General features: G+C 52.6%; 24 protein-coding genes and 1 pseudogene. 9 read left to right on the top strand and 16 right to left on the bottom strand.

Annotated elements, in window-relative coordinates:
- Position 1: 1 nt before the first annotated feature.
- The 5 genes from MUN86_RS17290 to MUN86_RS17270 all read right to left on the bottom strand — a co-directional run bounded on the left by MUN86_RS17290 (position 2) and on the right by MUN86_RS17270 (position 4944).
- Complete coding sequence (locus tag MUN86_RS17290; protein WP_245119296.1) at positions 2-3067, bottom strand: hypothetical protein; 3066 nt, start codon at positions 3065-3067, stop codon at positions 2-4.
- A gap of 6 nt (positions 3068-3073) precedes the next feature.
- A complete protein-coding gene (gatC, locus tag MUN86_RS17285; protein ID WP_245119295.1) occupies positions 3074-3361 on the bottom strand; it encodes an Asp-tRNA(Asn)/Glu-tRNA(Gln) amidotransferase subunit GatC in 288 nt (95 codons plus the stop codon).
- A 26-nt stretch (positions 3362-3387) separates the two neighbouring features.
- Positions 3388-3906, bottom strand: a complete 519-nt coding sequence (locus tag MUN86_RS17280) for a lysophospholipid acyltransferase family protein (protein ID WP_245119294.1) — start codon at positions 3904-3906, stop codon at positions 3388-3390.
- Positions 3852-4247 (bottom strand): lysophospholipid acyltransferase family protein, encoded by a 396-nt coding sequence (locus MUN86_RS17275; protein WP_245119293.1) that lies wholly within the window; start codon positions 4245-4247, stop codon positions 3852-3854. Before MUN86_RS17275 ends, MUN86_RS17280 begins: the two co-directional genes overlap by 55 nt.
- 118 nt (positions 4248-4365) lie before the next feature.
- Positions 4366-4944 (bottom strand): NUDIX domain-containing protein, encoded by a 579-nt coding sequence (locus MUN86_RS17270; RefSeq protein WP_245119292.1) that lies wholly within the window; start codon positions 4942-4944, stop codon positions 4366-4368.
- Between the two features lie 562 nt (positions 4945-5506).
- Here MUN86_RS17270 and MUN86_RS17265 point away from each other — a divergent pair.
- Positions 5507-5749: a hypothetical protein gene (locus MUN86_RS17265; protein WP_245119291.1), complete on the top strand. Its 243-nt coding sequence runs from the start codon at positions 5507-5509 to the stop codon at positions 5747-5749.
- Positions 5750-5860: 111 nt separating this feature from the next.
- A pseudogene (gene rnhB / locus MUN86_RS17260) lies at positions 5861-6435 on the top strand (ribonuclease HII).
- Between the two features lie 101 nt (positions 6436-6536).
- Here rnhB and MUN86_RS17255 read toward each other — a convergent pair.
- From MUN86_RS17255 to MUN86_RS17245, 3 genes are all read right to left on the bottom strand, one after another.
- A complete protein-coding gene (locus MUN86_RS17255) occupies positions 6537-6968 on the bottom strand; it encodes a response regulator (RefSeq protein ID WP_245119290.1) in 432 nt (143 codons plus the stop codon).
- Positions 6969-7035: 67 nt separating this feature from the next.
- A complete protein-coding gene (locus tag MUN86_RS17250) occupies positions 7036-8571 on the bottom strand; it encodes a sensor histidine kinase (RefSeq protein WP_245119289.1) in 1536 nt (511 codons plus the stop codon).
- A gap of 49 nt (positions 8572-8620) precedes the next feature.
- Positions 8621-8986, bottom strand: coding sequence for a CZB domain-containing protein (locus MUN86_RS17245; protein ID WP_245119288.1), 366 nt, complete (start codon positions 8984-8986; stop codon positions 8621-8623).
- 266 nt (positions 8987-9252) lie between these two features.
- Here MUN86_RS17245 and gcvT point away from each other — a divergent pair, with 266 nt between their 5' ends.
- Together gcvT and MUN86_RS17235 are read left to right on the top strand one after the other, a co-directional pair.
- Complete coding sequence (gcvT, locus tag MUN86_RS17240) at positions 9253-10359, top strand: glycine cleavage system aminomethyltransferase GcvT (protein ID WP_245119287.1); 1107 nt, start codon at positions 9253-9255, stop codon at positions 10357-10359.
- Between the two features lie 137 nt (positions 10360-10496).
- A complete protein-coding gene (locus tag MUN86_RS17235) occupies positions 10497-11228 on the top strand; it encodes a 2-phosphosulfolactate phosphatase (protein ID WP_245119286.1) in 732 nt (243 codons plus the stop codon).
- Between the two features lie 78 nt (positions 11229-11306).
- Here MUN86_RS17235 and MUN86_RS17230 read toward each other — a convergent pair whose 3' ends face one another.
- Complete coding sequence (locus MUN86_RS17230) at positions 11307-11633, bottom strand: nucleotide pyrophosphohydrolase (RefSeq protein ID WP_245119285.1); 327 nt, start codon at positions 11631-11633, stop codon at positions 11307-11309.
- Between the two features lie 66 nt (positions 11634-11699).
- Complete coding sequence (gene dtd, locus MUN86_RS17225) at positions 11700-12149, bottom strand: D-aminoacyl-tRNA deacylase (protein WP_245119284.1); 450 nt, start codon at positions 12147-12149, stop codon at positions 11700-11702.
- 149 nt (positions 12150-12298) lie between these two features.
- Here dtd and MUN86_RS17220 point away from each other — a divergent pair, with 149 nt between their 5' ends.
- Both MUN86_RS17220 and MUN86_RS17215 read left to right on the top strand, forming a co-directional pair.
- Positions 12299-13246, top strand: coding sequence for a hypothetical protein (locus MUN86_RS17220; protein WP_245119283.1), 948 nt, complete (start codon positions 12299-12301; stop codon positions 13244-13246).
- Between the two features lie 5 nt (positions 13247-13251).
- Complete coding sequence (locus MUN86_RS17215; RefSeq protein WP_245119282.1) at positions 13252-13845, top strand: hypothetical protein; 594 nt, start codon at positions 13252-13254, stop codon at positions 13843-13845.
- 70 nt (positions 13846-13915) lie between these two features.
- On the opposite strand, the gene mltG is transcribed toward MUN86_RS17215, so the two are convergent.
- The 5 genes from mltG to MUN86_RS17190 all read right to left on the bottom strand — a co-directional run bounded on the left by mltG (position 13916) and on the right by MUN86_RS17190 (position 18481).
- Positions 13916-14977, bottom strand: coding sequence for an endolytic transglycosylase MltG (gene mltG, locus MUN86_RS17210; protein WP_245119281.1), 1062 nt, complete (start codon positions 14975-14977; stop codon positions 13916-13918).
- 257 nt (positions 14978-15234) lie between these two features.
- On the bottom strand, positions 15235-16233 hold the full coding sequence (locus MUN86_RS17205; RefSeq protein WP_245119280.1) for an ImmA/IrrE family metallo-endopeptidase: 999 nt from the start codon (positions 16231-16233) through the stop codon (positions 15235-15237).
- Entirely contained in the window at positions 16182-16685 is a 504-nt protein-coding gene (locus tag MUN86_RS17200; RefSeq protein WP_245119279.1) for a helix-turn-helix domain-containing protein, read from the bottom strand. The genes MUN86_RS17205 and MUN86_RS17200 overlap by 52 nt, the downstream gene beginning before the upstream one ends.
- A 624-nt stretch (positions 16686-17309) precedes the next feature.
- Positions 17310-17588 (bottom strand): hypothetical protein, encoded by a 279-nt coding sequence (locus MUN86_RS17195; RefSeq protein WP_245119278.1) that lies wholly within the window; start codon positions 17586-17588, stop codon positions 17310-17312.
- Positions 17546-18481, bottom strand: coding sequence for a ribonuclease D (locus tag MUN86_RS17190; protein ID WP_245119277.1), 936 nt, complete (start codon positions 18479-18481; stop codon positions 17546-17548). Before MUN86_RS17190 ends, MUN86_RS17195 begins: the two co-directional genes overlap by 43 nt.
- A 305-nt stretch (positions 18482-18786) precedes the next feature.
- Here MUN86_RS17190 and MUN86_RS17185 point away from each other — a divergent pair, with 305 nt between their 5' ends.
- The 3 genes from MUN86_RS17185 to MUN86_RS17175 are packed head-to-tail and all read left to right on the top strand — an operon-like array spanning position 18787 to position 23255.
- Positions 18787-19365 carry a carboxypeptidase-like regulatory domain-containing protein gene (locus MUN86_RS17185; RefSeq protein ID WP_280640532.1) on the top strand — a complete coding sequence of 193 codons (579 nt, stop codon included), beginning with the start codon at positions 18787-18789 and terminating at the stop codon, positions 19363-19365.
- A 23-nt stretch (positions 19366-19388) separates the two neighbouring features.
- On the top strand, positions 19389-21848 hold the full coding sequence (locus MUN86_RS17180; RefSeq protein WP_311182109.1) for a SusC/RagA family TonB-linked outer membrane protein: 2460 nt from the start codon (positions 19389-19391) through the stop codon (positions 21846-21848).
- 21 nt (positions 21849-21869) lie between these two features.
- Entirely contained in the window at positions 21870-23255 is a 1386-nt protein-coding gene (locus MUN86_RS17175) for a RagB/SusD family nutrient uptake outer membrane protein (RefSeq protein ID WP_245119276.1), read from the top strand.
- A gap of 72 nt (positions 23256-23327) precedes the next feature.
- Here MUN86_RS17175 and MUN86_RS17170 read toward each other — a convergent pair whose 3' ends face one another.
- The gene (locus MUN86_RS17170) at positions 23328-24239 is read right to left on the bottom strand and encodes a prohibitin family protein (protein ID WP_245119275.1); all 912 of its coding nucleotides are present in this window, start codon (positions 24237-24239) and stop codon (positions 23328-23330) included.
- Between the last annotated feature and the right edge of the window lie 154 nt (positions 24240-24393).

Raw genomic sequence — 24393 nt, 5'->3', positions numbered from 1 at the left:
GTTAGTTCCAGGGAGCGACCACCGAGTCCTGAGTTGCACGGCGGGCGTTATAAGTGGTACGAAAGGTAGCGTATTCAGGGGGTGAAAGCAATGTACGCAGCTTGTCGAGGGAGGTAGTAGCATACTCCGTCAACCCCATCGGAATAGCAGCTAACGTATACGCCTTTAGCAAAGAAATAGACTCAGGGTTATATTCAACTGCACTTTGCAAAGTTGAATAGGCGGTTTGATAGTCCTGTTGCTGCGTATAGAAGTCGGCAGCCGCTAAGATTCCGGCCTCCTCAAACGGAGCCTCTCGCACTAGCTGCGCGAATAGCTGCTGAGCTTGCTTTGATTGGTTTTCCAATACTGCCGCCGCCGCCCGATAATAAAGACGTTTAGACTGATTAACTGGCGCGAAAAAGCCTTTCTCAGCTAATTGACGCAATTCCGATGCTTTTTTCTGACGTAATAGCAACTCACCTCGCACCACATTCCAAGCGGAAGCAGTAACGGTCTTCTCTTGCGTTTTCTCGAGATGGAAGCGCGTTAAGAGTTGCTGAACTGTGGCCAACTGACCGGCCTGAATTGCGCGAGGCAGCTGCGCAAGCAAGGCTACTTCGCGGTACCAGGGATTTGTTAGATTAACAATATAATGTAGTAAACTATCAAGATAAGGAGAGTTGCCGCGTAATACAACAAATTGTGTTTTTACGGAATCAGAAGCAGCGGCATATTGTGAATTAAAATTTAGTGTTAGCACCTGTTGCAGTGCTTGCACAGGCTGATGCAGGCTAGAATCCGGCCCTTGAGCTATTGCTTGCGCCATAGCACGTGCTGAATCTAGCTGCTGATTTAAGGCCAATGCATACACTCGATTCAAGCGTGCCTCGGCGTATCCATTGCGGCCTGCTTCGGCAAGACGAGTAGCGGCTGAGCCGTAGGCTCGTTGCTCAAGCAACCACAGCCCTTGCACGTTTTGGTAATAGGCAGCGCTAGGCGTAGCGCCCACTGCCAGCGGCAACAAGGTAGCTTGAGCGGGCACTGCTCGGCCACCGTAGTGTTGCATGAGTGCCTTCAGAAAAGTTAGCTGCTCGAAGTACGCGCTATTGCTTGGGCGTTGCGCTAACTGCGTGAGGGCTTTCAAATAGCTGGTATCCTGCTGCTGTACTTGGCGCAAAGTTGCATGATAGAGTCGAGCAAACTCGGGTACGGTTAGATTGGCAGCTGCGTCGGGCGTCAGCGCAGGTACGGGGTTTGTACTCGTAGGATGCAGTTGACCTAGGAGCAATACATTGCTTTGCCAAGCAGCATCTGTTGCTTTGCTTTCCTGTTGTACAAGCTTTTGTGCCTCCCCAAACTGTTTGAGCTGCAACAGATAAGCCAGCCGATTGGCTTGGACTACCGAACTATTAGGAGCGACAGCTTCCGCCCGATTTAAGTACCACATCACCGAGTCGGTGAGGGTGGAACGAGTGTAAAGCTGGGCGAGGTCGTTGTTGAGGCTGGTGCTGGCTGGGGTGCTTTTTAGACCTTCCCGCAAAGCAGCCAGCCGATCGAAGAAATCGGTGGGCTCGTTGTAAAGTGCTGCGAGGCGCAACGATACCTTCTCGGAGGGCCGGCGGCTGAGGGCCCTCCGCAAAATGTTAATCTCGTTTTGGCGCTGCAGTCGGTAGCGGTACAAAGCGGCGCGTCCTAAGCTGGCTTTGTGGTTGTGCTCGTCGAGCACGTCGCTTTCAGCATAGTAGCGTTCGGCTAGCAAGGCCAGCGCATCGCCCTTTGGGTCGAGCTCGCTCTGCAAGCGGGTCAGGTCGCCGAGGTTGTTGTAGTAACCGGCCTGCACTTGGTGCAGGGTCTCGAAGTTATAACGAAACTCCAGGGCCGCTAAGCCTGCTATGGTCAGCACATACACAGCGTACAAGGGCAGGCGGCGGGGCTCGTACACGACGCGGTATACGCGCAGCCGTTGCCTGATAAGTGGCCCGAAGTTGACTAGCACGTACAGCAGAAAGGCTGCTCCCCCGATTAGCAGCGCCAAGGCTGTAAACTGACGAGCCGCTAGCACCAGCGGGTCGTTGGCGGTAGCAAAGGCGTAGCCCAGAAAGCCGGCCGCCAATGCCACAAATATCAAGTACAGGTGCGCCGCGGCGGGCCAATAAGGAAATAAGTCGCCATACGAAGCTGCCCGACGTTGCAGGCCCAGCCACCCAATGACCACTGCCGGTAATAGGAGCACCAAGGGGTCGAACTGTACGCCGGGGAGAATCAGCAGTCCCCCACCATTCCACAGATACATCCCCAGAATGCCTAAGTAGAGCACGCTTGAGGCCACAAACGGTAGTAGGCCAAAGCGGCTAGCGGGATTTTCTGCTTGCGTATTAAACCAGAGCAGCCCCTGAATATTCTCAAATGCTACCCACAACACCAGTAAGCCCACTATTATGGCCCCACCCAGTGTTGCAAAGCTGGTGAGGTGTAAAGCCGTTTCGTCGAACGAAAAGTTGGAGCGAGTCAATAGCAGTGCGCTCAAGCCAGCAACCAGCACCCCAAAGACAAGCAGGCGGTATCCCAGTGGAACCTCCGTCCAGAAAGCATGGAAGGCGTAGGCTGGCAACCCCAGCATCGCCAGCGTCAAAATCAAGAAATATTGTTCCTGCGAGTTGAAAACACCCAATAAGTCGGCATTGAGCGACATTAGCAGGAAAATCACTCCTGCTATGCTCGCTACAAATGCTGGCCTTTCTAACATGCTAGCCACTGCCAGAAAAGCCGCCAGCGCCACCGCAAACAAGCCTAGTAGTGCCCACGCCGCTTCCGGGCGGACGTAAGGCCCTACCATGTCGTGGGTTTGGGTAAGCAAATAACTGTTTACCCGGAGCGGCAATTCCGCAAGACCCACGCGCACTCCTATCAAGGTGGTGGGCACGGGCTTAAGCTGCGCCACTGCCTGTACCGGCAATGCAGCATCATCGCCAGTGAAGTAATGATAGGTTGCTAAAAGGATAGCCCCAATAGCCAGCACCAGCAGGCCTAGCAGAAACGGACTGCGCCGGGGAGTAGCGCGAGAAGCGGAAGTAGTAGTGGGCACCAGCAGTTATTCCAGCACTTTAGGTACGCGGAAATAATCCGAATCCTTGCGTGGCGCATTGCGCAGCCCGTCTTGGTGGCTCACGGTGTTGTGAGCTTCGTCGGGCCGAAGCACGTTGATTTCGTGCGACAGGTGTACCAGTGGCTCCACGTTGCTGGTATCGAGTTGGCGCAATTGATCCACCCAATCCAGGATTTCGTTGAGGGCACCCAGCATCTGCTGCTCTTTTGATTCGTCGAGTTCTAAGCGGGAAAGGTGCGCTAGCTGGCGCAAGGTAGCGAGGTCAGTACTCAAGGGAATGGTTGATTACAAGTTGAGAATTATGAATTGGGCAAAGCCAACTCAGAAGAATTTTCTGCTGAAGTTGCCGAAGTTTTTGCCGAAGTAGTGGCCCCGGGTGACTTAGGCTGACGCCAAGTGCTACGCTCCGGAATACCTGCGGCTTCCGGCCGGAATGCACTAGCAATAATATCGGCAACGCGCTGCTTGAGGGCAGGCGCATCAGCCGATGTAAGGCTAGTGGTGGATAAAGGTTCGTGTAAGATGATTTGCAAAGGTGAGTAGCGTACGCGCAGCCCTTCAACATCAGGCATAAACCGGTGGTTCAGCGTCATCGTGATTGGTACAAGGGGTACGCCCGCAGCAATGGCCAACTGGAAAGCGCCTTCCTTGAACTCTTCTAACTGCTCACCGGGCTTTTTAGATATAGATCCTTCTGGAAAAATAATTACGGGTCGGCCAGCTTCCAACGAGCGACGAGCCTGCACCATCGCGCGGCCCCTACTCATGGCGTTGTCCCGGTCGACGACGATATAGGCCCGGCTGAAAATAGGCCCCATACAGGTACTCTAGCCAACGAGCTTTTGCCCATGATATTCAGCCAGCCGGGAATAGCTTTAAACAACAGCGGAATATCGATGTAGGAGCTATGATTAGCTACATACACGCATGGCTGACCAGCTGGTAACGGGTTTTTCTTTACGATGTCCACAGGCATGCCCCACATCCAGATGAAGAGCTTGCTCCAACCCCGATTGAGGCTATGCAAATGTCGGTGCCACTGTGGCTGCCGACTTAGTGCCCATTGCGCTGGATACGTAACTACAAACGGCGTCACAAACCAGAAGGTCGCCCAAGTAGTGTATAGTCGATGGCCGATGTAGCGCAGAAGGTGCCGCATATAGCAAAGTTAGGAAGTTGTCTGACGTTGTTGGAAAGAACGCTCGGGCGCGACATCAAGGCACCCTGATAAGCAGAACCGATACTACAACACTATTCGCAAGCCAATCATGCTGTTATCAACTCGCCCGACCGGCAAGTACTTTCTCTGCTTTCAACAAACCTGCTACACTTACCGCGTCTGTTATCTGGTCGTTCATCACCATTCGCACTGCCTCGGCTAGCGGGAGCTTCCAAATTCGGAGGTCTTCGGTTTCTTCTGGTTCCACCTCGCCATGCTCCAGGTCCTCGGCCAAGAATACAAAGCCTTCCTCATCAGTCACTGAGTTCGAGGTATGTAGACGCGCGATGTTAGTCCAGCGACGAGCTAACAGGCCCGTTTCCTCACGCAACTCTCGCTGCGCCGACTCCAAGATATCTAGTTCTACCGGGCCGCCACCCATAGGAATTTCCCAGCTGTACTCGTTAAGCGGATAACGATATTGGCCTACTAACCACGTATTGCCTTCAGCATCTACAGGCACAATACCTAAAGCTTTGTTTTTCATTGAAACAACGCCGTAAATCCCTCGCCCACCTCCCGGGTTTACTACTTGGTCTTCGCGGACACTAATCCAGGGATTATGATATTTTATTTCAGTGCTTAGAACCTGCCAAGGGTTGTGGTTTTCGTCTAGTTGAGGTTTGGAAGTGGACATAGTAGGATGATAGAAAGATTGAAATTCAGGCTAAAGATAAGGCTGTAGTCTCTTTTTAGCGTCCATCGGGCAGAATCGCTAGTTGACCGGGTAAATCGGCCAATTGACCAAAAAGTATGTAGATAACCGATTGAGAGTAAGTAGTTTTGTCATACTCAATTATAGCGCGGGTGGGTATTTGTGGAAAGGAAGGCTTCGCTCGCGCAGCGTCGGAATGACCCTAGGAGTAGGGTGGATGATTTTTATGGTCATCCGACGCAATTATATTTAAAGGGGCTGTTGCGTTGGAAGGCGGCAGCCCCTTTTATTTTTTCCGGGTGCAGTAAGTTTGGGCAGATAGGTTGAAAGCTCTGCTGTTTCTGACCAGCGGTTGTGTGAAAGCTGCCAAAGTGTTGCTATTGAGTTAGGTACTTTCTTTGTGATAGGCTAACGCTAAGGTTATAGCTTAAAACTAGTTAGTGGAAGCTCAACTCTAAGCCAAGATTCTACATCAACCTGCCATGCCGTGCTGCCGTACCAAGCTATAGTCGACCGTTCACATTCCGGTTGGCAGTCGTTGTCTATGGCTAACAAGTCAAAAAATCAGGAAAACGAGCAGCAACCTGGTGACCCATTATTCAACCTTAAGCATGCACAAGCAGAATCGGAATTGAGTGCTAATACGGGCGGTCTTGGCCCGATCAGCAATGAGTACGTCACGAGCGACGAAGAAGATGAAATTGACGAGGGGCCACGCGACAAGCAAGGCTTGCGCCGCGGCGAAAATCCTCCTATCACGGGCTCTACAGCAGGTAGCCACAAGTAGATCCTGCTATTAAATAGTATTCAGTGTTTCTGAAAGGCATCTCCGGCCGCTACGGCTCCCGGGGATGCCTTTTTTCGTGATTGGCTGCTGGGTCTGCTATACTTTTGCAGTATGTTACTCGCCTCCCATACTGGTCACCCTCTTGAAGCCGGGCTTGATGAAGCAGGCCGGGGCTGCTTGGCCGGGCCGGTTTTTGCCGCCGCCGTCATTCTGCCTCCTGATTTCAACCCGAAGTACCTCAATGATTCCAAGCAACTGAGCGCCCGACGGCGCACCGAACTGCGTGGTGCAATATGCTGTGAGGCCGTGGCATGGGCAGTAGCAGAAGCCTCACCGGATGAAATATCTTCTATCAATATTGCCCAAGCAAGCTACTTGGCTATGCATCGTGCGGTTACGGCGTTAGCTGTTCAGCCTACTCATCTAGCAGTTGATGGCAACCGTTTTCGGCCGTACGCGGGATAGACCATACGTGCCTTATTAAAGGCGATGCGCACTATCGGCACATTGCGGCCGCTTCAATCCTGGCCAAAACCTTCCGCGACGAGCGAATGATGGAGCTAGCCGAACTTCACCCGGAATACAGGTGGGAGCAAAATGCTGGTTATCCAACGCTTCAGCATCGGTCCGCTATTCGTGCTCATGGTACCACTGAACACCACCGAATGGGCTTCAGACTATTGTAAAACAACCTTTATGGTAACTGTACAAAACAGCAAGTTGAGCGCCCCAGTAGCTTGTTATTGCCGCCAGAGCACCCAACTTGCTGTTTAGTGTTGTACGCAGGTTACTGATTGTCCTTTAACATCAACAAGTCCAGGAATAAGCTAAAGCCGTCGACGGTTGAGCCGCCTTCACCGAATTTATCGAAGTTCAAGGGCTTGATGATGTAGCCACTAACGGCTAAGTTTTTGGCTTTGAGCCGGTCGGTGTCAAGGTCGGAGGTGGTCATGATGAACACGTTCAGCCCAACAAACTCGGGGTCGGAGCGGAGTTGCTCCAGCAATTCTAGGCCGTTCATGCGCGGCATGTTGATGTCGAGCATCACGACGCGCGGCAATTCTATCTTGGTCTGACCTCCTTCGCCGCGCAACATATTGAGTGCTTCACGGCCATTGCGGGCAATGTGAAGCGGCAAATCAATGTTGTTTTTGCGCAATTCGCGCTGCACATTCATGATGTCCATCTGGTCGTCTTCTACCAAAAGAATACTAGGCATAGCAGGTGTCGGTTAGGTGGAATGAGGGCGAAACTCACTTTTAAGTAACCGGCTATACGGCTGAGCCTTAATTAAGTGTTGAAATAGCCGTGCTGGCCCGGTTCTCCACAACCGTTCTGCTCTGGCGAGGCCACGTGAAACGAAACGTGGCACCTTCGCCTTCTTTTGACTCAACCTGCACAGTACCACCCTGGCGCTCCACTATTTTTTTCACAATAGCTAAGCCAACCCCCGTGCTTTCCAGCGTATCGCGCTCCGTAAGAGTCTGGAAAATGACAAAAATTCGTTCGTGATATTCGGGGTCGATACCAGGGCCGTCGTCGGTAACCGAGAACGTGTAGAACTGTGGATCTTCGCTGCAAGCAATGTACACGGTGCCGGATTCGGGATGGTCGTGGTATTTGACGGCGTTGCTGATCAAGTTGGTGAATACCTGCTGCAATTGCACCCGGTTGGTGACCAGAGTGGGCAAATAAAACGGCAGTTCCACCTGGAAGCCTTCCGGTAAACTCAGCGAGTCGATAATCTCGCGCAGCAGCTGGCGCACGAATACCGGCTCGTCGGCTTGTGGGGACCTACCCACGCGGGCTAAGTCCAAAATACCCATAATCAGCTGTTCCATCCGCTTTACCCGCACCCGCATCAGCACCAGAAACTCCCGGATATGGCCAGGAATGTCTTGTCCCATGTCTTCCTCAATCCAGCGCGAAGCACTTTCAATGCCGCGCAGGGGCGCTTTCAAATCGTGCGACACGACGTAGGCAAACTGGTCTAGCTCTTGGTTGCGGCGTTCTAGCTGCGTGATGTTGTTGTCGATCGTCATGGCCATCTGATTGAGCGAGGCCGTTAGTTCGCTTAGTTCGTCGCCCTCCGTATCCCGAATGTTGGTACGGTACTGCCCGGCTGCAATCCGCGACGACAGCTTAACCATGGTATGGATGCGGTGGCCAATGAGCCGGATAATGTAAGTGGCCCAAATCAACCCGAGCACGATGGCCAACAGCGTAATGCCCACGGAAATAAGCCGAGTCTCAGTAATGCTTTCCTGAAGCCGGGTGCTCTGCTTGTCCCGCTGTTTTCGCTCTTCCTGATCGAAGCCAGCAAACAATACCCGAATCTGGTCCATCATCAGCTTGCCTTCTAGGCTTTCAGCCAGCTTGCGATGTTCCACTCCATCAAGCCCTTCTTGGCTAGGAAAACGGCGCTGTGCTTCTCGTTTCTCGCTGATAAGCAAGTGTGAGTAGTTGAGCCACTCCCGAAACATCTTTTGGGCGCGCACAATGCGGGCGTATTGTGGACTTTCAGGGTCCAGTTCGCTGAGCAGTTGCGAGAAATTTCGCAGCAAATACCGCTCCCCCTGGTGGTAGGGCTCTAGCACTTCTTCTTTCCCAATAAGCAAGTAGCCCCGAAAGCCGGTTTCCATGTCAATGATATTGCGCATAAGCATGGACGCATCGGCAAAGACGCGCTGAGAGGCCTGCACCTGCCGGGCGTTGCGTAGCACTTTGCGCGAGAGCTGGTAGTTGGCTATCACCACTCCCACAAACAGCAACAAAACGACTAAAAAGCCAGCAAAGAGTTTGGTGGAAAGCTTCAGCTTCATGCGGGCGGGGCGGCGAAAGAAACGGTAAGCTGAAAAGTTATGAAGACGGTTAGAGGCCCGTACGCAGCTTCTGCTCCATTGTTCGCATCATGGCCGTGATATGGTCGGCCAGCTTTTCCACTGCACCTAAGCCGGCTAGCGCCTGTTCGGTCTGGCCCCGGTCGTGCATATCCATGAGGCGGTTGGCTTCCTGATGAATATGCCGGTGAAGTCGGTCTAGCTCGCGCGATTCAGGCAGATGAGCGTAGGCACCCAACGCTCGATCCTGAATCCAGTGGCCTAAAGCACACTGCAGAGGGTCGCGGATGGGCCCTTGGTTGATCTTGCTGCCATAGAGATAGGACCGAAGCTTGGACTTGAACAGCAAATGCTTCACCATCCCCGATTCAAAGTCTTGCTTCAGTTCGTCGGTCATTGTGAAAGGCGCTCGAAAGGCGGCGCAACGTCAGGGGTAAGAGAGAAGGAACTACGAATCTGGCTATACACTATCTGCGAAACAAATGTTCAGCTTCCTTGCAGAGATAACAGTAGCCGCCTGCCCGTTAGAATTAGCTAATTTCGCCGCCTAGTACGCTACGTTGTTTTACCACAGTTAGAAGCAAAGTTGTTCGTTTGACAGCTTCCCGAAACTTCTTATGCGTCGGAACTGCACCTGAAAACCCGAAACAAGATCCTATACCAATGGCCGAAGACCTCAAAACCGTAGTCTTGAACGATGTACACCAGCAGCTAGGCGCCAAAATGGTGCCCTTTGCTGGCTACAATATGCCCGTGCGCTACTCCTCCGACCTCGACGAACACCGCACTGTGCGCCGCGCGGTTGGCATCTTCGATGTATCGCACATGGGCGAGTTCCGGGTGCGCGGCCCACAGGCCCTCGACCTGATTCAGCGCGTAACCAGCAACGACGCGAGCAAACTCGCCCCTGGTAAAGCGCAGTATTCGTGTTTGCCCAACGAAGAAGGCGGCATTGTCGACGATTTGCTGGTGTACAAGCTAGCTGAGGAAGATTACCTCTTGGTGGTGAATGCTTCCAACATCGACAAAGATTGGAGCTGGATTCAGCAGCACAACACGGCTGGCGCGGAAATGGAAAACGTGTCCGACGAAATCAGCTTGTTTGCAGTACAAGGCCCTAAGGCCATTGCGGCGCTGCAAACCCTAACGGACGCCGACTTAAGCTCGATTCCTTACTACTCGTTTGTGCAAGGCACATTTGCCGGAGCGCCCAACGTTATTATCTCGGCTACGGGCTACACCGGGGCGGGCGGGTTCGAACTGTACGTGCCCAACGAACATGCGCGGCAGGTGTGGGACAAAGTGATGGAAGCCGGCCAGCCCTACGGCCTGAAGCCCATCGGTCTTGGTGCCCGCGACACGCTACGCCTGGAAATGGGTTACTGCCTCTACGGCAACGACATCAACGACGAAACTTCACCGCTGGAAGCAGGCTTGGGCTGGATTACGAAGTTCACTAAGGATTTCACCAACGCCGACAAGCTGAAAACGCAGAAAGAATCGGGGGTTACGCGCAAGCTGGTAGGCTTCCTGATGGATGGACCTGGCATTCCGCGCGGCCACTATGAATTGGTAAACGAGGCTGGCGAGAAGATAGGGGAGGTGACGAGCGGCACTCAGTCGCCTTCACTTAGCAAGGGTATTGGGCTCGGCTATGTGCAAACTGAGTTCAGTGCGCCCGGCAGCAAAATCTTCGTTCAGGTGCGCGGCAAAAACCATCCGGCCACGGTAGTGAAACTGCCTTTCGTTCCCGGCACAGAAGAAGCCTAGTTTTCATACCTCAAAAAAGAAAAAACGTCGTGCTGCGCTTGCTGAAGCACCTTGGCAGTAGCCGTTAGCAAAAACGGTTGCATGTGCTAAGCAGCTTCGGCAAGCGCGGCACGACGTTTTGGTTGATTGAAACCTGTATGCCTACCCTTGATATTTGCTTTTCCCCGGAACTGCTGACGCTGTACGACTTGCGCGGTCGGGTGGCGGTGGTGGTAGATGTGTTGCGAGCTACGTCTTCCATCGTGACGGCGCTGGCCCAGGGGGTGACGCACCTAGTGCCCGTAAGTGAAGTGACCGAGTGCCAGGCCATGGCCGCGCAAGGCTACCTGACTGCCGCCGAGCGCGACGGTCGCCAAATGGAAGGCGTGGATCTTGGCAACTCTCCATTTGGCTATTTGGATGGAATAGTAGCAGTGCGCGACCGGGCTGTGGCCATCACTACGACTAACGGTACGCGCGCTTTGCATTTGTCGCAAACTGCCGATACGGTGGTAGTAGGCGCATTTCTAAACCTGAGCGCCGTGGCGGATTTCTTGCGCCGTCAGCAGAAAGATGTGGTAGTGGTTTGTGCGGGCTGGAAGGGCAACTTTTGCTTGGAAGATACGCTGTTTGGCGGCGCATTGGCGCATCACTTAGCAACCGAATTCAATACCACAGATTCCGACGCTACCCTAGCTGCCCTGGATTTGTGGCAGGCAGCACAGCCCGATGCAGCGAGTTATTTATTGAAGTCGGCGCACGTCCGGCGGCTCAATAGCTTGGAATCACACAAAGACATGGAGTTCTGCGTGCGCCAAGATGTCTACGATGTGGTGCCTGTGTACAGCGAAGGACGAATTGTGGCGGCATTGCAATCCGTGCAGAGTTGAAGATTGTTTAGCTGGCACTGAAAAGCGAGGGGCATCAAGCAATTGATGCCCCTCGCTTTTTATACAAACTACTGCCGCTTACTTCAGCTTCTCGTTGTTACGGTGGCGGTCTGTGTCGCGGAGGGTTTTCTTTTCCAGATTGCGCTGGAGAGCTTCTGTGAGGTTTACGCCGGTTTGGTTGGCCAAGCAGATAACAACAAACAACACGTCGGCTAGCTCGTCGGCCAACACTTTGTCTTTGTCGGATTCCTTGAAAGACTGCTCGCCATACTGCCGGGCAATGATGCGGGCCACTTCGCCTACTTCCTCCGTGAGCATGGCCATGTTGGTTAGCTCGTTGAAATAGCGAATGCCGGTGGTTTGAATCCAGTTGTCAACCGTTTTTTGGGCTTCTTCGATGGTCATGGCAAGGGAGAGGTTGTGAGGAATGAAACTGTGAAAGCTCTAGTTAATTGCGTTGTTTTCACGACCTCACTTTTCCGGGGAGTCCAGCACAATGGTCACGGGGCCGTCGTTGAGGAGTTCCACTTTCATATCGGCGCCAAACTCACCGGTGGCAACGGGTTGCCCCAAAAGCTGCTCTAAGCGTTGCACGAACTGCTCGTACAGCGAAATGGCAATAGGCGGCGGAGCAGCCCCGATGTAGCTCGGCCGATTGCCTTTGCGCGCGTCGGCTAGCAGCGTAAACTGACTTACCACCAACAACTGTCCACCAATGTCCTGCACGGAAAGATTCATCTTGCCGTCGGCATCAGAGAAAATGCGCAGTTGCACCAGCTTGCGAGCCATCCAGTCGAGCGAAGCGGCCGTGTCGTCGGGGGCAAAGCCAGCCAGTACAAGCAAGCCAGGACCAATTTGGCCCGTAATGCGGCCCTCGACGGTGACGCTAGCGTGTTGGACACGCTGTATGACGATGCGCATAAAACAGTTCTGTGAGTGAATATTGTGGAAGAAGATGGTTGCTTGAATTACCACATCTCTCTACCTGATATGGCATAAGTAAGCAGAAACAGCTTTAAGCAATTCGCCTCACGGGCAAAACTAGCATCTTGCGGCTTCATTCGTAGTTGATGGCTTTGCGCTCTAGTATCTCTTCGTCTGCTCCTCGTGCGGCGCTGTTGCCGGCTCTGGCTTTGCTAGCCGTGACGGCAATACGCCTATATGGGCTAAGTGAGGTGTCGTTGCCGGACTATGATTCGGTGCGCAACTGGCAGATCGTGCAGGAGGTGGCACACGGTAATTTGCGTAACCTATTTCACCACGGCAGCCCGGCTTTTTCCCTAGTGCTGGCTCCTATAGCGTGGTTCACCTCCGACTATCGGGTATACCAGCATCTCAATGCTTTGCTAGGCGTAGCGGCCCTGGCGTGGCTTGTGCAATTTGTAGAAAGGAAACTGCGCTTAACGGCATTGGAAGCCGCGTTATTGCTGCTTTTCACCGGCACCTCCGTGTTTCTCACCTTCTCGGGTCGCGATTTCACGATGGGTTCTATGAGTTTGCTCGTTTTTGTTGGCTTGCTACGAACTCACTATCTGCGGCTGCAACAGCCGAGCGTGCGTCTTCTAATGCAAACGACTGGTTGGCTGGCTTTAGGTTTGAGCGTCAACTACAAGTTTCTGCTCACCTTGCCGATTCTGGGCATGCTGGAACTGCTTTATAGCCAAGGCTTGCTATGGAAGCCTGCTATGCTGGCGCGGGTTCTGCTGCGCTTGCTTGCCCCTTATATCGTGCTGGGCTTGCTAGGCATGGTAGGTGGCTTGCCTTGGTACCGGTGGCCGGCTGTATACTACAATCTAGTGTTTCCGGGGCTGCCAATGCCGCTGGTCGGACTGGGCACTTGCGCTTCGACGGGCTATACTACCTGCGCTACCTCTGGGACTTCGAGTCGCCGTTGCTGCTGCTGGGCTTGGCTGTTGGAATGCTGTTCGCAATACGGCGCGGGCTACAACATTTGTCTTGGTGGAAGCTTCCTATTAATCTGCCCACATACTTGGGAGTATGGGCGGGGTGTTTTCTGATAGGTATGTCGTTGCTGCTAAAGGCGCCGCGCGGGTTGCTGTTAGTGTATCCGCTGTTCTATATTCTCACGTTTCTGCTGTTGCGTCGGTTGATACAAGATATGCGGCTAACTACGTCGGCCACAACCGGGATTTTGGCGTGCGTAGTATTGGCTGGCACTATTTTCAACCTGTTTCGGATACAACGTGAAATCTACGCCTACATGCAGACTCACTACGGCACTGTAGCCCGGTTGCTACACGCCCGCACGCCCGGACCAGTGCGTGTAGTAAGCACTCTTGGCCTTGGCCTGCGTCCTTTCTTAGCAACCACTGATACCGTAGTGGTGGTGACAAACGAAAAGGAGCTACCATTGTGGAGAAAAAAGCAGTTCGATTACGTGCTGCTCGATTCCTATTGGCGCGTCACCAACTCGCCTAACTTCGATTCTCTTCGCCATCAGCCCGCCTTAGTGACCTTGTCGGAACCGTTGCTTACCTCGCCATTGCTGTTTCTCGAACATTCCGAGTACACGGGACTTGGCTACGAGCAAACGCTGGCGTTGCAACGCGCGGCTCGTCAAGATTCCGTTCAACTTCGTTTGTACCGCCTGCAGTGAAAGGTGACGCTGTGAGTTTGAGGCTTGCTTGAGGCGCGTCATTTGTGCGGTTAAGACGCATTTCAGCAGTTCATCGCTTTATGCCCAAACTGTCGAGGCGGTGCTGGTAGCGGCGGGCATTTTGCTTGTGTTCGGCGAAAGTTTCGGCAAAATCGGAATAGCCACTACCGTCGGGGCGGGCACAGAAGAATACGTATTGGTGAGCAGCAGGCTTGAGCACCGCGTCTAAGCTCTGACGATTGGCAGAAGTGATAGGGCCGGGCGGCAGCCCTTTGTGCTTATAGGTATTGTAGGGCGAATCCACGAGTTTGTCTTTGTTGAGCACCCGTTTCACGCCGAAATTGCCAATGGCCCACAGTAAGGTGGGGTCGGCTTGTAGGCGCATACCCCGCCGTAGCCGGTTCAGGTACACACCGGCAATAACGGGCTTGTCTTCTTTCATAGCGGTTTCGCGCTGCACGATGCTGGCCAGCACATGCACCTGCACCGGCGAGAGACCCAAAGAATCAGCTCGTTGTTGGCGTTGGCGGGTCCAAAACCGACGATGCACGGCCGCCGCCGAATCTAGGAACTGATGAGCTGAAGTATTCCAAAAGAAGCGGTATGGCCCTGGCAAGAACATCGTTAGCACCGTGGTAGTGTCGAGGTGGTAGCGGCGGGTCAGGAAGGTATTGTCGTTCAATAATTTCCGCAGCTCTACAGAGTCAGCCTCTAGCTGCCGGCTGATTTGCTGGGTTAATTGCGGCTTGTACTTGAAGGCATTGAGCGTGAAATCGAGGGTGTCTTGCTTGCCCTGGAGCAGCATGTCCAGTATGTCGTTGTTGCCGTACGTTGGATTGAGACGGTAGCGACCAGGACGTACCAACCGAGGGTACCCTCGTTGCTCAGCTAACCACTCGAACGTGCTCTGGTTGCGCAATAGCTCATGTTGCCGCAACGAATCCAGTACGGCCGCATAGCCCGTGCCCGTCCGAATATAGAGGAAGGCTGCACCGTAGGGCGAAACCGCCACATTAGGCTCCCAAAGCACGCGCCAAGCGCCGTAAAATAGGCCGCTACCTATCAGCAAGGCTAGTAGCAGCACATACCAAAGTAAACGGCGAGAAGAGTGAGCAGCTTCAGTAGTAGGCAAAAGGAATTGGTTCTGGTAATTAAAACGGGTAGTAGCGTGAGTGACTATACCCAAAAATAGCCTGCGCAGTTCTGGAGTGCCAGTTAGTGGCTTTCCGTCGAGTGCAGTAATCGTACTGTGAAAACAAGTAGCGTAGGACTAGCTTGAAACTTCCAAGGCTATTAGGCCAGGACGCGAACCTCGCCCAATGGCTGGTAAAGGCACGTACAAGCTACAGCGCATTAAAGACGATGTAGAAACGTTCTATCCCCGCTTTCTTACCTGTCGGCGTTAACCAAGGCATCAATAGCGGCTTCGGTTTCGCGCCGACGCGCGCGGCGTTCCAACTCTACCGGTTCAGCGGCCCGTACCTCGCAATTCGGAATGTGGCACCGCTCGCAGGTTTCGTTCACCGTTTTCTGAATGATGGCAGGATCATCAATGAATTGAATTTTCTGGCGTAGGATATCGTCGCAAAGCAGCCCCACGGTTACGCTGACGGCTGGTTCGGTAGGCCCGGCCGCGCGGGCCAGCGTCAAGCACAGATACTCGTCGTTGTTGGGATAACAGGAACGTTGAGCGCCGAGCACAAAGGCAGGAGCTTTGGTGAGGGCCTGTAGTCGGGCTTCCTGCACCAGCCGAATCGACACCCAACGGCGGCAATAATGTTCGTGGAGCTCATTGCCGTGGGGGTTGTGTAGGCGCGATAGGTGCAGTTCCTTGCTTAGCTTGTACCCGTCGTCCATGGCATGCACTTGGTCGAAGCGCAGGAAAAACATGCTCTGCAGGTTGAAGTGACGCGGCAACAAATTGGTGAGGCGTTGCATAAACATCTCCGGCGACACGTCGTAGCGCGTGAGGAGGGCTTGCAACTTGTCGGGCTGCCACTTCGGCAACTCGAAAAATTGGTGCAGGTCGCGCACCAGATTTTCCTCTTCCATCAACAGCGCGCCAGCAAAATAGGAGGCCTTAAAATTGTTGAGCACTTCATCGAAAGAGCGCACCGGAAATGTTGCATTCACGTACGGCCGCTCTTTCAGCCCGAGGTAGTTGAAGGCTACCTCGCGGCCAAGCACAAAGGCTTCTTGTGCTTTTGAAAGGCCTGGCCGCAACAGCAAGCAGCGAGTTTTGGGCTGAAATACGGAGCGTAGCCGCCCCAGCGAGGCATAGTCGGCGAGCCGGGTACGGTTAAGTGTGTAGCCGTACTTCTCAACGAGCACCCGTTCTAATTGAGTGGTATCGAAGGGGCAGTGGTCGTCAACTTTTCCTCGACGCAAAAGGTGCGCACATCTTGCTCTAGGTCTTCAAAGTAGTTGTCGTGCATCTCCTGGTAGGAGCGTAGTGCAGCTAAAAAGAAGTTTTCCTGCCGCATTTCGTAGTTGCGGGCTATTTCGAAAAGCGTGCTGATGAAGGCATTCATCTTGGCGGGCGCATCCGCAATCAGCTCCACAATGCGGACAGGGTCCAGCCCAAACATCTCCAGCGGAAACTCCTTCAGCACATCCGATTGCAGCAACTCGGAAATAGGCTCCAATCGCCGACTCAGGGTTAGAGAAGTCAGCTGGTCGTAAGTAACGCCTAATACCTTGCTGAGGCTTAAAATTTTGTCGGCCTTAGGGTACTTTTTGCCTTTCTCAATCTCATTTAGATACGATACCGAAACGTCACAAGCCCGAGCTAGCTCAGCCGGGGTAAAGCCCCGTTCCTGGCGTAGTTCGCGCAGTTTCAATCCAAATATCAATCGGACAACCTGACCGTGGCTTAGCATAGGCGGTAAAACACGAAGACGTGCTTCGGGTGGGAGTAGGAGCAGGAGTTGTGAGCAAGTAGAAGCTACAGCAAAAGCTCCTACTTGCTTAGCTACAAAGAACAGAATTTCGGAGGGTTTATTTTGGACAAAATTCGAAATCTCGCAAATAAAGGCAGAAGAGCAGATTCACTGAGGTTAGCGAATATTTGCTCGAAATATCACCCAATGATAGGTCTGTGCTCAATCCCTCAGTGGCCAACACTTAACTCGCATGGCTGCCGTCCAGTAATTCTCAACCACTCAATACTGCTTCCACTTACATGAAGCTTGGGGCTACAGAAAGCATAGAATATTAGTCCGTAGAGTTTAACGGAGTTCTAGCTCCTGTTGCCTTAGCTCTTGCGTCAGAAATGCACCGATAGTTTGAGAGAAATATCGACGAAGAATTGCTCTAGCTTACAGATGCAGATGTGTCCTAATTCAGTAAATCCTCAGTTATTGAATATGTAGCACATAAAACAAGAGCGGCTTGCCATACGACAAGCCGCTCTACTTCTAATTGCTAGTGAATCTCTCCTAATCCAGTCAGTATAGCTCCTTGAATTAGAAGGGTTGAGCCACTAACTCGTAGTCGAGGCTATGGCGCTGCGCGGTTTCGCGCAGGATAGTTTTCTGCCAAGGACGGAGCACCTGCTCAGCGCCTAGTTCTACTATATCGGCTACCAAGCGGTTTGAAAGTACCAAGTTGGCTACGAAGCCATTGATATCGGCGGTAATGTGCGTTTTTAGCTGTGTCAGCAGTTGTTCGCGGGCATCAGCGCGTGCGGCTTTCTCGCCAGTTAGCCGCCGGCGGAAAGGAAAGCGACGCTGCTCGGCAGGCACAGTCGGCTCGGGGTCGGAACAAAATCTTCGGCAGAAAGAGCCGCTAGCTGATCGAGATAAGGCGGGCGCTTGAGTTCAGGGTGCAAACCACGGGCGGCTTTCCAAGCATTAAGGTTGCGTGGCAAGTCCCGCACTAGTTCAGGCAGCCGCTCGTTGGCGAACACCATGTACGGCGGGCGGTCAAGCTGCCGAGCTACTTGGTCGCGGAGCAAATACAAGTCGCGAAATAAAGGCAGTTCTTGGGGCAGGATGCGGTATTTGCCCGCCATGCGTAGGTAGGGCCGCTCGTCGCGGGAGTAACGCACATCTTCCAGCGCCGCGTTTTCTTCCTCGGCCCAATGCGTACGGCCAAGGGCGGCCAGTTTATCGCGCAGCCGGTCGGCTAATTCAAACAGATACAGAACGTCGTTGGCAGCGTATTGCATCTGGGCCTCGGTGAGAGGACGCTTCAACCAATTTGATTTCTGTTCGCCTTTGTCGACCTCAATACCAAGCTCAGCCTGAATCAGACGTCCCAAGGAAATATTGTTGTCTGCTTCTGCTAGCAGAGTATACTGCACGCTGGTATCGGTGATGTGACGGACGTGCACCCCATATACCTCATCGAGTAGAAGAATATCGGACTTGCAGCTGTGAAACACTTTCTCTACTGCCGGGTCGCGCAGAATGGCGAAGAGAGGCTCCAGATCATGTGCTGGATTGGTGAGCGGCAGTGGGTCAATCAAGTAAGGCGTCTGCCCATCAAAAATCTGGATTAGGGCCAAGTTGCGCCCGTAACGGTGCCGCATATCATCGAACTCCAAATCGATGGCAATACGGGGAGCAGTCCGCAGAATGTCGGCGGCGTGTTGCACCTCGGCCGCTGTGGTCAGGTACTGGATGGGGTTAGACATTCACAGGAGAAAGAGAAGGACGGTGCGCAGCATGATCCGCTGCTATATATAGACTTCAGTGATGCCAGTAAAGGTAGGCATGACGAACAAGCAAACCCAATATTGAACTTTATTAGAAATTGAGCTTTTGCCACTAAAATGGATTATAGCATGTATAACTAGCACGTATTTTCAAATAAAGTGATGTTTTTTCAGGCTTAGGCATTAATTTGCAAACTGCTTTCATTGGTTTTAGGGCATTTAGTTCATCACACACCTTCTTTTTCTTAGCACTCACTTTAAAAAGCCTTTAGGGGTTAAACTGAATGAAGAAAAAATTATTCATCCCTTTGGTATGCACCGTTGCAGCGGCCGCGCCAGCCTGGGCCCAAACTCGAGCCATTACTGGCCGGATAACGGGTGCCGATGGTGCTGGAATTCCGGGAGTAACTATACTGGAGCAGGGTACCACCAACGGTACTAGCACCGGTCCGGACGGGGCCTTCTCCTTGACGGTACAGCCTAGTGCCACATTAGTGGTCAGCTCTGTAGGTTTCACCACGCAAAAAGTGGTAGTTGGCGACCGGTCAACGGTGGCCGTGACGCTGAAAGAAGATGCAGTAGCGCTTAGTGAAGCAGTAGTTATCGGCTACGGCTCTCAAGCTAAATCTGAGGTGACTGGTGCCGTAACGCAAATTGCGGGAAGTGCTGTGCAGAACGTGCCTACTGTTAGCTTCGAGCAGGCTATCCAGGGCCGCACTCCTGGGGTTCAAATCAACCAAGGCTCCGGCAAATTAGGAGCTGGAGTTCAGATTCGGGTCCGGGGCGCCTCTTCGGTGACGGCATCCAATCAGCCTTTGTATGTAATTGATGGCATTCCCGTCACGTCCAATGACACGGGGTAGCGTTCGGCGAATCCAGCAATCCACTGGCTGATATCAACCCCAATGATATTGAGAGTATTTCGATTCTGAAGGATGCCGCTTCGTCGGCCATTTACGGTTCCCGAGCGTCTAATGGTGTGGTACTTGTAACTACCAGAAAAGGTAAGCAAGGCCAAACCCGTGTGAACGTAGGTGCTTATTGGGGTACTAGCAAAGCAACCCGCACTCGTAAATTCCTGAACTCAGCTCAATACAAAGAGCTGTTCAGCGAGTCTATTCTAAACAGCGCCGCCCGAGTAGCCGATCCAGCCACGGGTTTCCGCGGCGGTTATATCTTCCGCAACTATGGTGCTAATCCTGATGTAGCAGAAGTGTTTGATGAAGAAGGCGGCCTCGATTACAATTCTGAGATAGATACCGATTGGGCTGGTGCTGCTTTCCGCAAAGGCTCGGTAGCACAGTACGATTTCAACGTGAATGGAGGCGATGCCAAAACGCGCTTCTACATCAGTACTACCTTCAACGACCAGAAAGGTATTATCATCGGCAACCGCTATCGTCGGGGTAGCTTTCGCGCCAATCTCGATCATAGCATTAGCGACAAGCTGAAGGTAGGCGTGAACATATCGCTCGTACGATCGGTAAATGATCGGGTGGCGGATGACAACGATTTCGCCAATCCGGTGCAGCTGAATGCTTTGCCACCGCTGCAAGCCAAATATTTGCCTGACGGGAAGGTGAATTCCGGTACGCTATATTACAACAACCTAGCGGAACTGAGTTCTACCAACCGGTCGGGTAATTACCGTTCGATTAGCTCGGCCTTCTTGTCTTTCAACCCTATCAAGGCGTTGACTTTGCGCACTGAAGTAGGTGGCGACTTCCTTAATATCAATGAGGAGTTGTATCGGGGTATTGAAACCGAAACTGGTCGGGGGCGCCGGGGCTATGCTTTCGAAAGCCAAGGCAACGTGGTGAACTACACCACCAACAATACAGCTACGTATGCGCGAAGCTTCAACGAAGACCACGCTGTTGAAGCACTGGCCGGTTTCTCGTTTCAGCGCTACAATCAAAAATCGGTATCTTCAGAAGGGCAAACATTTCCTAACGACGAGTTTCGCAAGATTACCAGTGCAGCCAAGATTACGGATGGCGACTCACAGCTAAGCGAGTATGTGTTCCTATCGTACTTCGGTCGTGTGAACTACAACTTCCGTGAGAAGTATCTGGTGTCGGGTAGCCTTCGGGCCGATAAATCGTCGCGTTTCGGCCGCGACAAACGCACTGGCGTGTTCCCTGCTGGTTCGCTCGGTTGGGTTATATCCAACGAAGATTTCCTTAAAGACAATAGCATTGTGAGTTTGGTGAAGCTGCGCGGGTCCTATGGCCTAACAGGCAACGCCGAAATCACCAACTATGCTTCTCGGGGTCTGTACGAGGCTATTCCTTATGCCGACCAAGCCGGCATCCGGCCCACCCAACTCGGCAACAACTTCCTGACCTGGGAGAATACTGCTCAAGCTGATATTGGGCTGGAATTTGGAGTGCTTAAGAACCGCATCTCCGGTGAAGTAGATATATACGAGAAGAAAACCAGCGACCTGCTACTGGCTCGCCAACTGTTATACACTGGGGGCTACGACAACATCTATGAGAACCTAGGCAAGATGCGTAACCGGGGTTTGGAGCTCTCGCTGAACACTGTTAACCTCGATAAGGCAGTAAGGTGGACTACCAACTTCAATATTTCCTTCAACCGCAACAAAGTCACGGACTTGAACGGGCAGGAAATCATTTCTGGAGGTCGTAACCTGAGTCGAGTACGAGTAGGAGAACCAATTGGTGTGTTCTACGGCGTGAAATACGCTGGTGTAGATCCTACCAACGGTGATGCACTGTTTTATACTGCCGATGGTAGTACAACCAATGTATATGCGCAAGGGGCTGTGCAAAAGCTCGGCAACCCAAATCCGAAATCCACAGGCGGTTTCAGCAACACCGTTTCTTACAAGGGCTTTGAGTTGAACGCCCTCACGCAATTCACTTATGGCAACGACATCTACAACATTGCCGGGGTGTATCAGTCAGTAAACGCTGACTACTTCGACAACCAAACCACGGATCAGCTGAACCGCTGGCAGAATCCGGGCGACATCACGAACGTGCCACAAGCGCGTTACAGTGATGCAAACGGCACCCAAACTTCGTCGCGCTGGATTGAGAATGGTTCGTTTTTCCGCATAAAGTCGGTAACGCTGAGCTACACACTTCCTACAGTATGGGCTAAGAAAGCGCTCATGCAGTCAGCCCGCTTCTACGTAACTGGGCAGAACTTAGCTACCATCACGAACTACAAAGGCTACGACCCAGAAGTAAATACAGGATATGTGGGAGGCAACACTGCTGCTGGTGTACAGAGTGGCAACTACATTCTGGGCCACGACTTCTACACGCCGCCACTGGCGCGTACTGTTCTGTTCGGCTTGAACCTGGGCTTTTAATCAGTAAAACGATTTCTCAAGATGACTATATTTTCCTTTGGTCGCACTGCTACTCTGGGGCTGCTCCTCACGCTGGGTTTAGCTGCCTGCGATAAGCAACTGGACGTAGAACCCCAACTAGCCGTAGATGCTGCTACTGCCCTCAACTCACCGGCAAAAGTAGAAAGCGCCGTTGTCGGTGCTTATGCCAAGCTCGACAATCCAGCATTGTATGGCACCAACTTTCTGCTTCTACCCGAACTGCTTGCTCCTGACAACTATGTACTCTGGCAAGGCACTTTCACGAGCTACCGCGACATCTTTCAGCGGCAAATAGTTAACAACAATGCGGAAGCTAACCGCACGTGGCAGCAGTCATACCAGACCATCAACTTTGCTAATCTAATTCTGGAAGCCCTCTCTGTGGTAACCGATGCCGATTTAAAGCAGCAGTATGAAGGAGAGGCTCGCTTTATTCGGGGTGCACTCTTTTTTGAATTAGTGCGTCTCTACGGGCTGCCCTACCAAGCTGGAGCCAGCAACCTGGGCGTACCTATAACGCTAAATCCTAACAAAACTGCTGAACAAGCATCTCAGCCAGTGCCCCGGTCCACGGTAGGGGAGGTGTACGCACAAGTGATTCAAGATTTGCGCGCCGCTGAAGAATTGTTGCCCGAAGAAAATACCAGTGGAAGTGGCCGAGCAAACAAGTACTCTGCTAAAGCTCTGCTGGCTCGTGTATACCTGCAGCAAAGCAACTTTGCAATGGCCCGTGACTTAGCCAACGACGTTATTGAAAATAGCGGAGCAGATTTGACGGCTACGGTAACAGGCCCGTTCCGAACCCGTAATTCATCGGAATCCTTATTCGAGATTCAGCAGAACGACCAATATAATGCGGGTTCAAGCAACGACGGGTTAGCTACTTTCTTCGGCCCTTCTGAGTTCAGTCGTGGCGATGTAGCTGTACTAGCTCCCTATCTGAATCTTTACGAAGCTGCCGATTTGCGCGGTCCTGCTGCAGATTTGCTCTTTGTAGAGGATCAAGGCGGTCGTGCTGGCCGTATTCGCACTAGTAAGTGGAATAACTTCGGACAGAATATTCCTGTGATACGGCTAGCCGAAATGTATCTGACCCGTGCCGAAGCTAATTTAGAGTTAGGCACCCGCATCGGGGCTGCCCCTCTCGAAGACGTAAACATCATTCGGGACCGGGCCGGTTTGAGCCCGCTTACCAGCATCACAATAGACAATGTGCTGCGGGAGCGTCAGCTGGAACTAGCTTTCGAAGGCTTCCGCATTCATGATTTGCGTCGTCGGCAATTGGCAGTAGGCACTTTGCCTTCGAACAGCCCATTGCTTGTCTTCCCTATTCCAATTCATGAAATCAACCTTAACAGCGCCTTAGTGCAGAACCCAGGCTACTAAACTCAACCTGCTTATAAACGAAAAAGCCGCTTCAGACTCTGAAGCGGCTTTTTTATTCTTATATGACACGCTTTACTTGTCGCTCAGTAGCACTTGTGGCGTAGCACCGCGACCTTGGCCCATGATGATAACCTTGCTGTTAGCCGAGGTAGCAATAGCCTGGTTGGCTTTGATCGATTCGTATTGCAGCAGCTTGTCGCTTAGTTCGGCATTGATGATTTTCTGGTAGTCGGCAATGCCTTGGGCTTCTACACGCTTACGGTCTGCTTCTTGACGCTCTTTCTGAAGCACAAACTGCATTTTCTGTGCTTCCTGCTCGGCCGAAATCTTGCTTTCGATGCTGCGCTTGACCGAAGCTGGCAACTGAATATTACGAATCAGAAGTTGCTCAAGCTGTAAGCCGCGCTGTTTAAAATCCTTCTCTATACTGTTGAAAATGCGAGTTTGAAACTCGTCGCGGCGGGTAGAGTAGAGGGCCACCGCATCAAAGTAAACGGCGTTGTCGCGGATGCGGGTACGAGTGATGGGCCGAACGACCGCAACTTGGTACTGCTCGCCGATGGTTTTTAGGATCTGTGGCGCTTTGTCGGGCTGCACGCGGTAGAGCACCGTCAGATCAATAACAACCTCCAGCCCGTCGGCGGATAGCACCCGAATGGCATCGTCGCCGACTTGCTGGCCTTCGTCGTGCTGAGCCGACATAGTATAGTTTTGGGTGCGAGTGTCGAATTCCGTCACGTTAACCAAGGGGTTCACCACATTCAAGCCACTGTTTAGAATCCGCGGTTGAATGCTGCCGAACAGCGTTTGCACCCCCACTTCGCCGGGCTCGATCTGCACCACGGCGCTCAGCGCTAATCCAAGCACGGCCAGTAGGGTACCACCCAGCAACAACACACCCCGCGACCGTTCCAGCGACAGGGAAATCTTGCCAGCATTAAAGCCCACTAGGAGTAGCAGCAGGCCCAAAAAAAGGAGAGTCATATAGATTGAAAAAGGGGAGCATAGCCAGCAGTGGTAGTCATACCAGTGCGCAGCTTATGGTATGTAAGTACAACATCAAAAACTGCTAAAAAGGTACTGTTTTGCCAACTATTCTTGCTTTTGAAAACACGAAAAAGCCAGCTTCCTTTGGAGG

Origin of the sequence: Hymenobacter volaticus, assembly GCF_022921055.1 — a bacterium.
Taxonomy (GTDB): domain Bacteria; phylum Bacteroidota; class Bacteroidia; order Cytophagales; family Hymenobacteraceae; genus Hymenobacter; species Hymenobacter volaticus.
The sequence above is the reverse complement of the archived record's forward strand: the minus strand, read 5'-3'. Positions and strand labels throughout refer to the sequence as shown.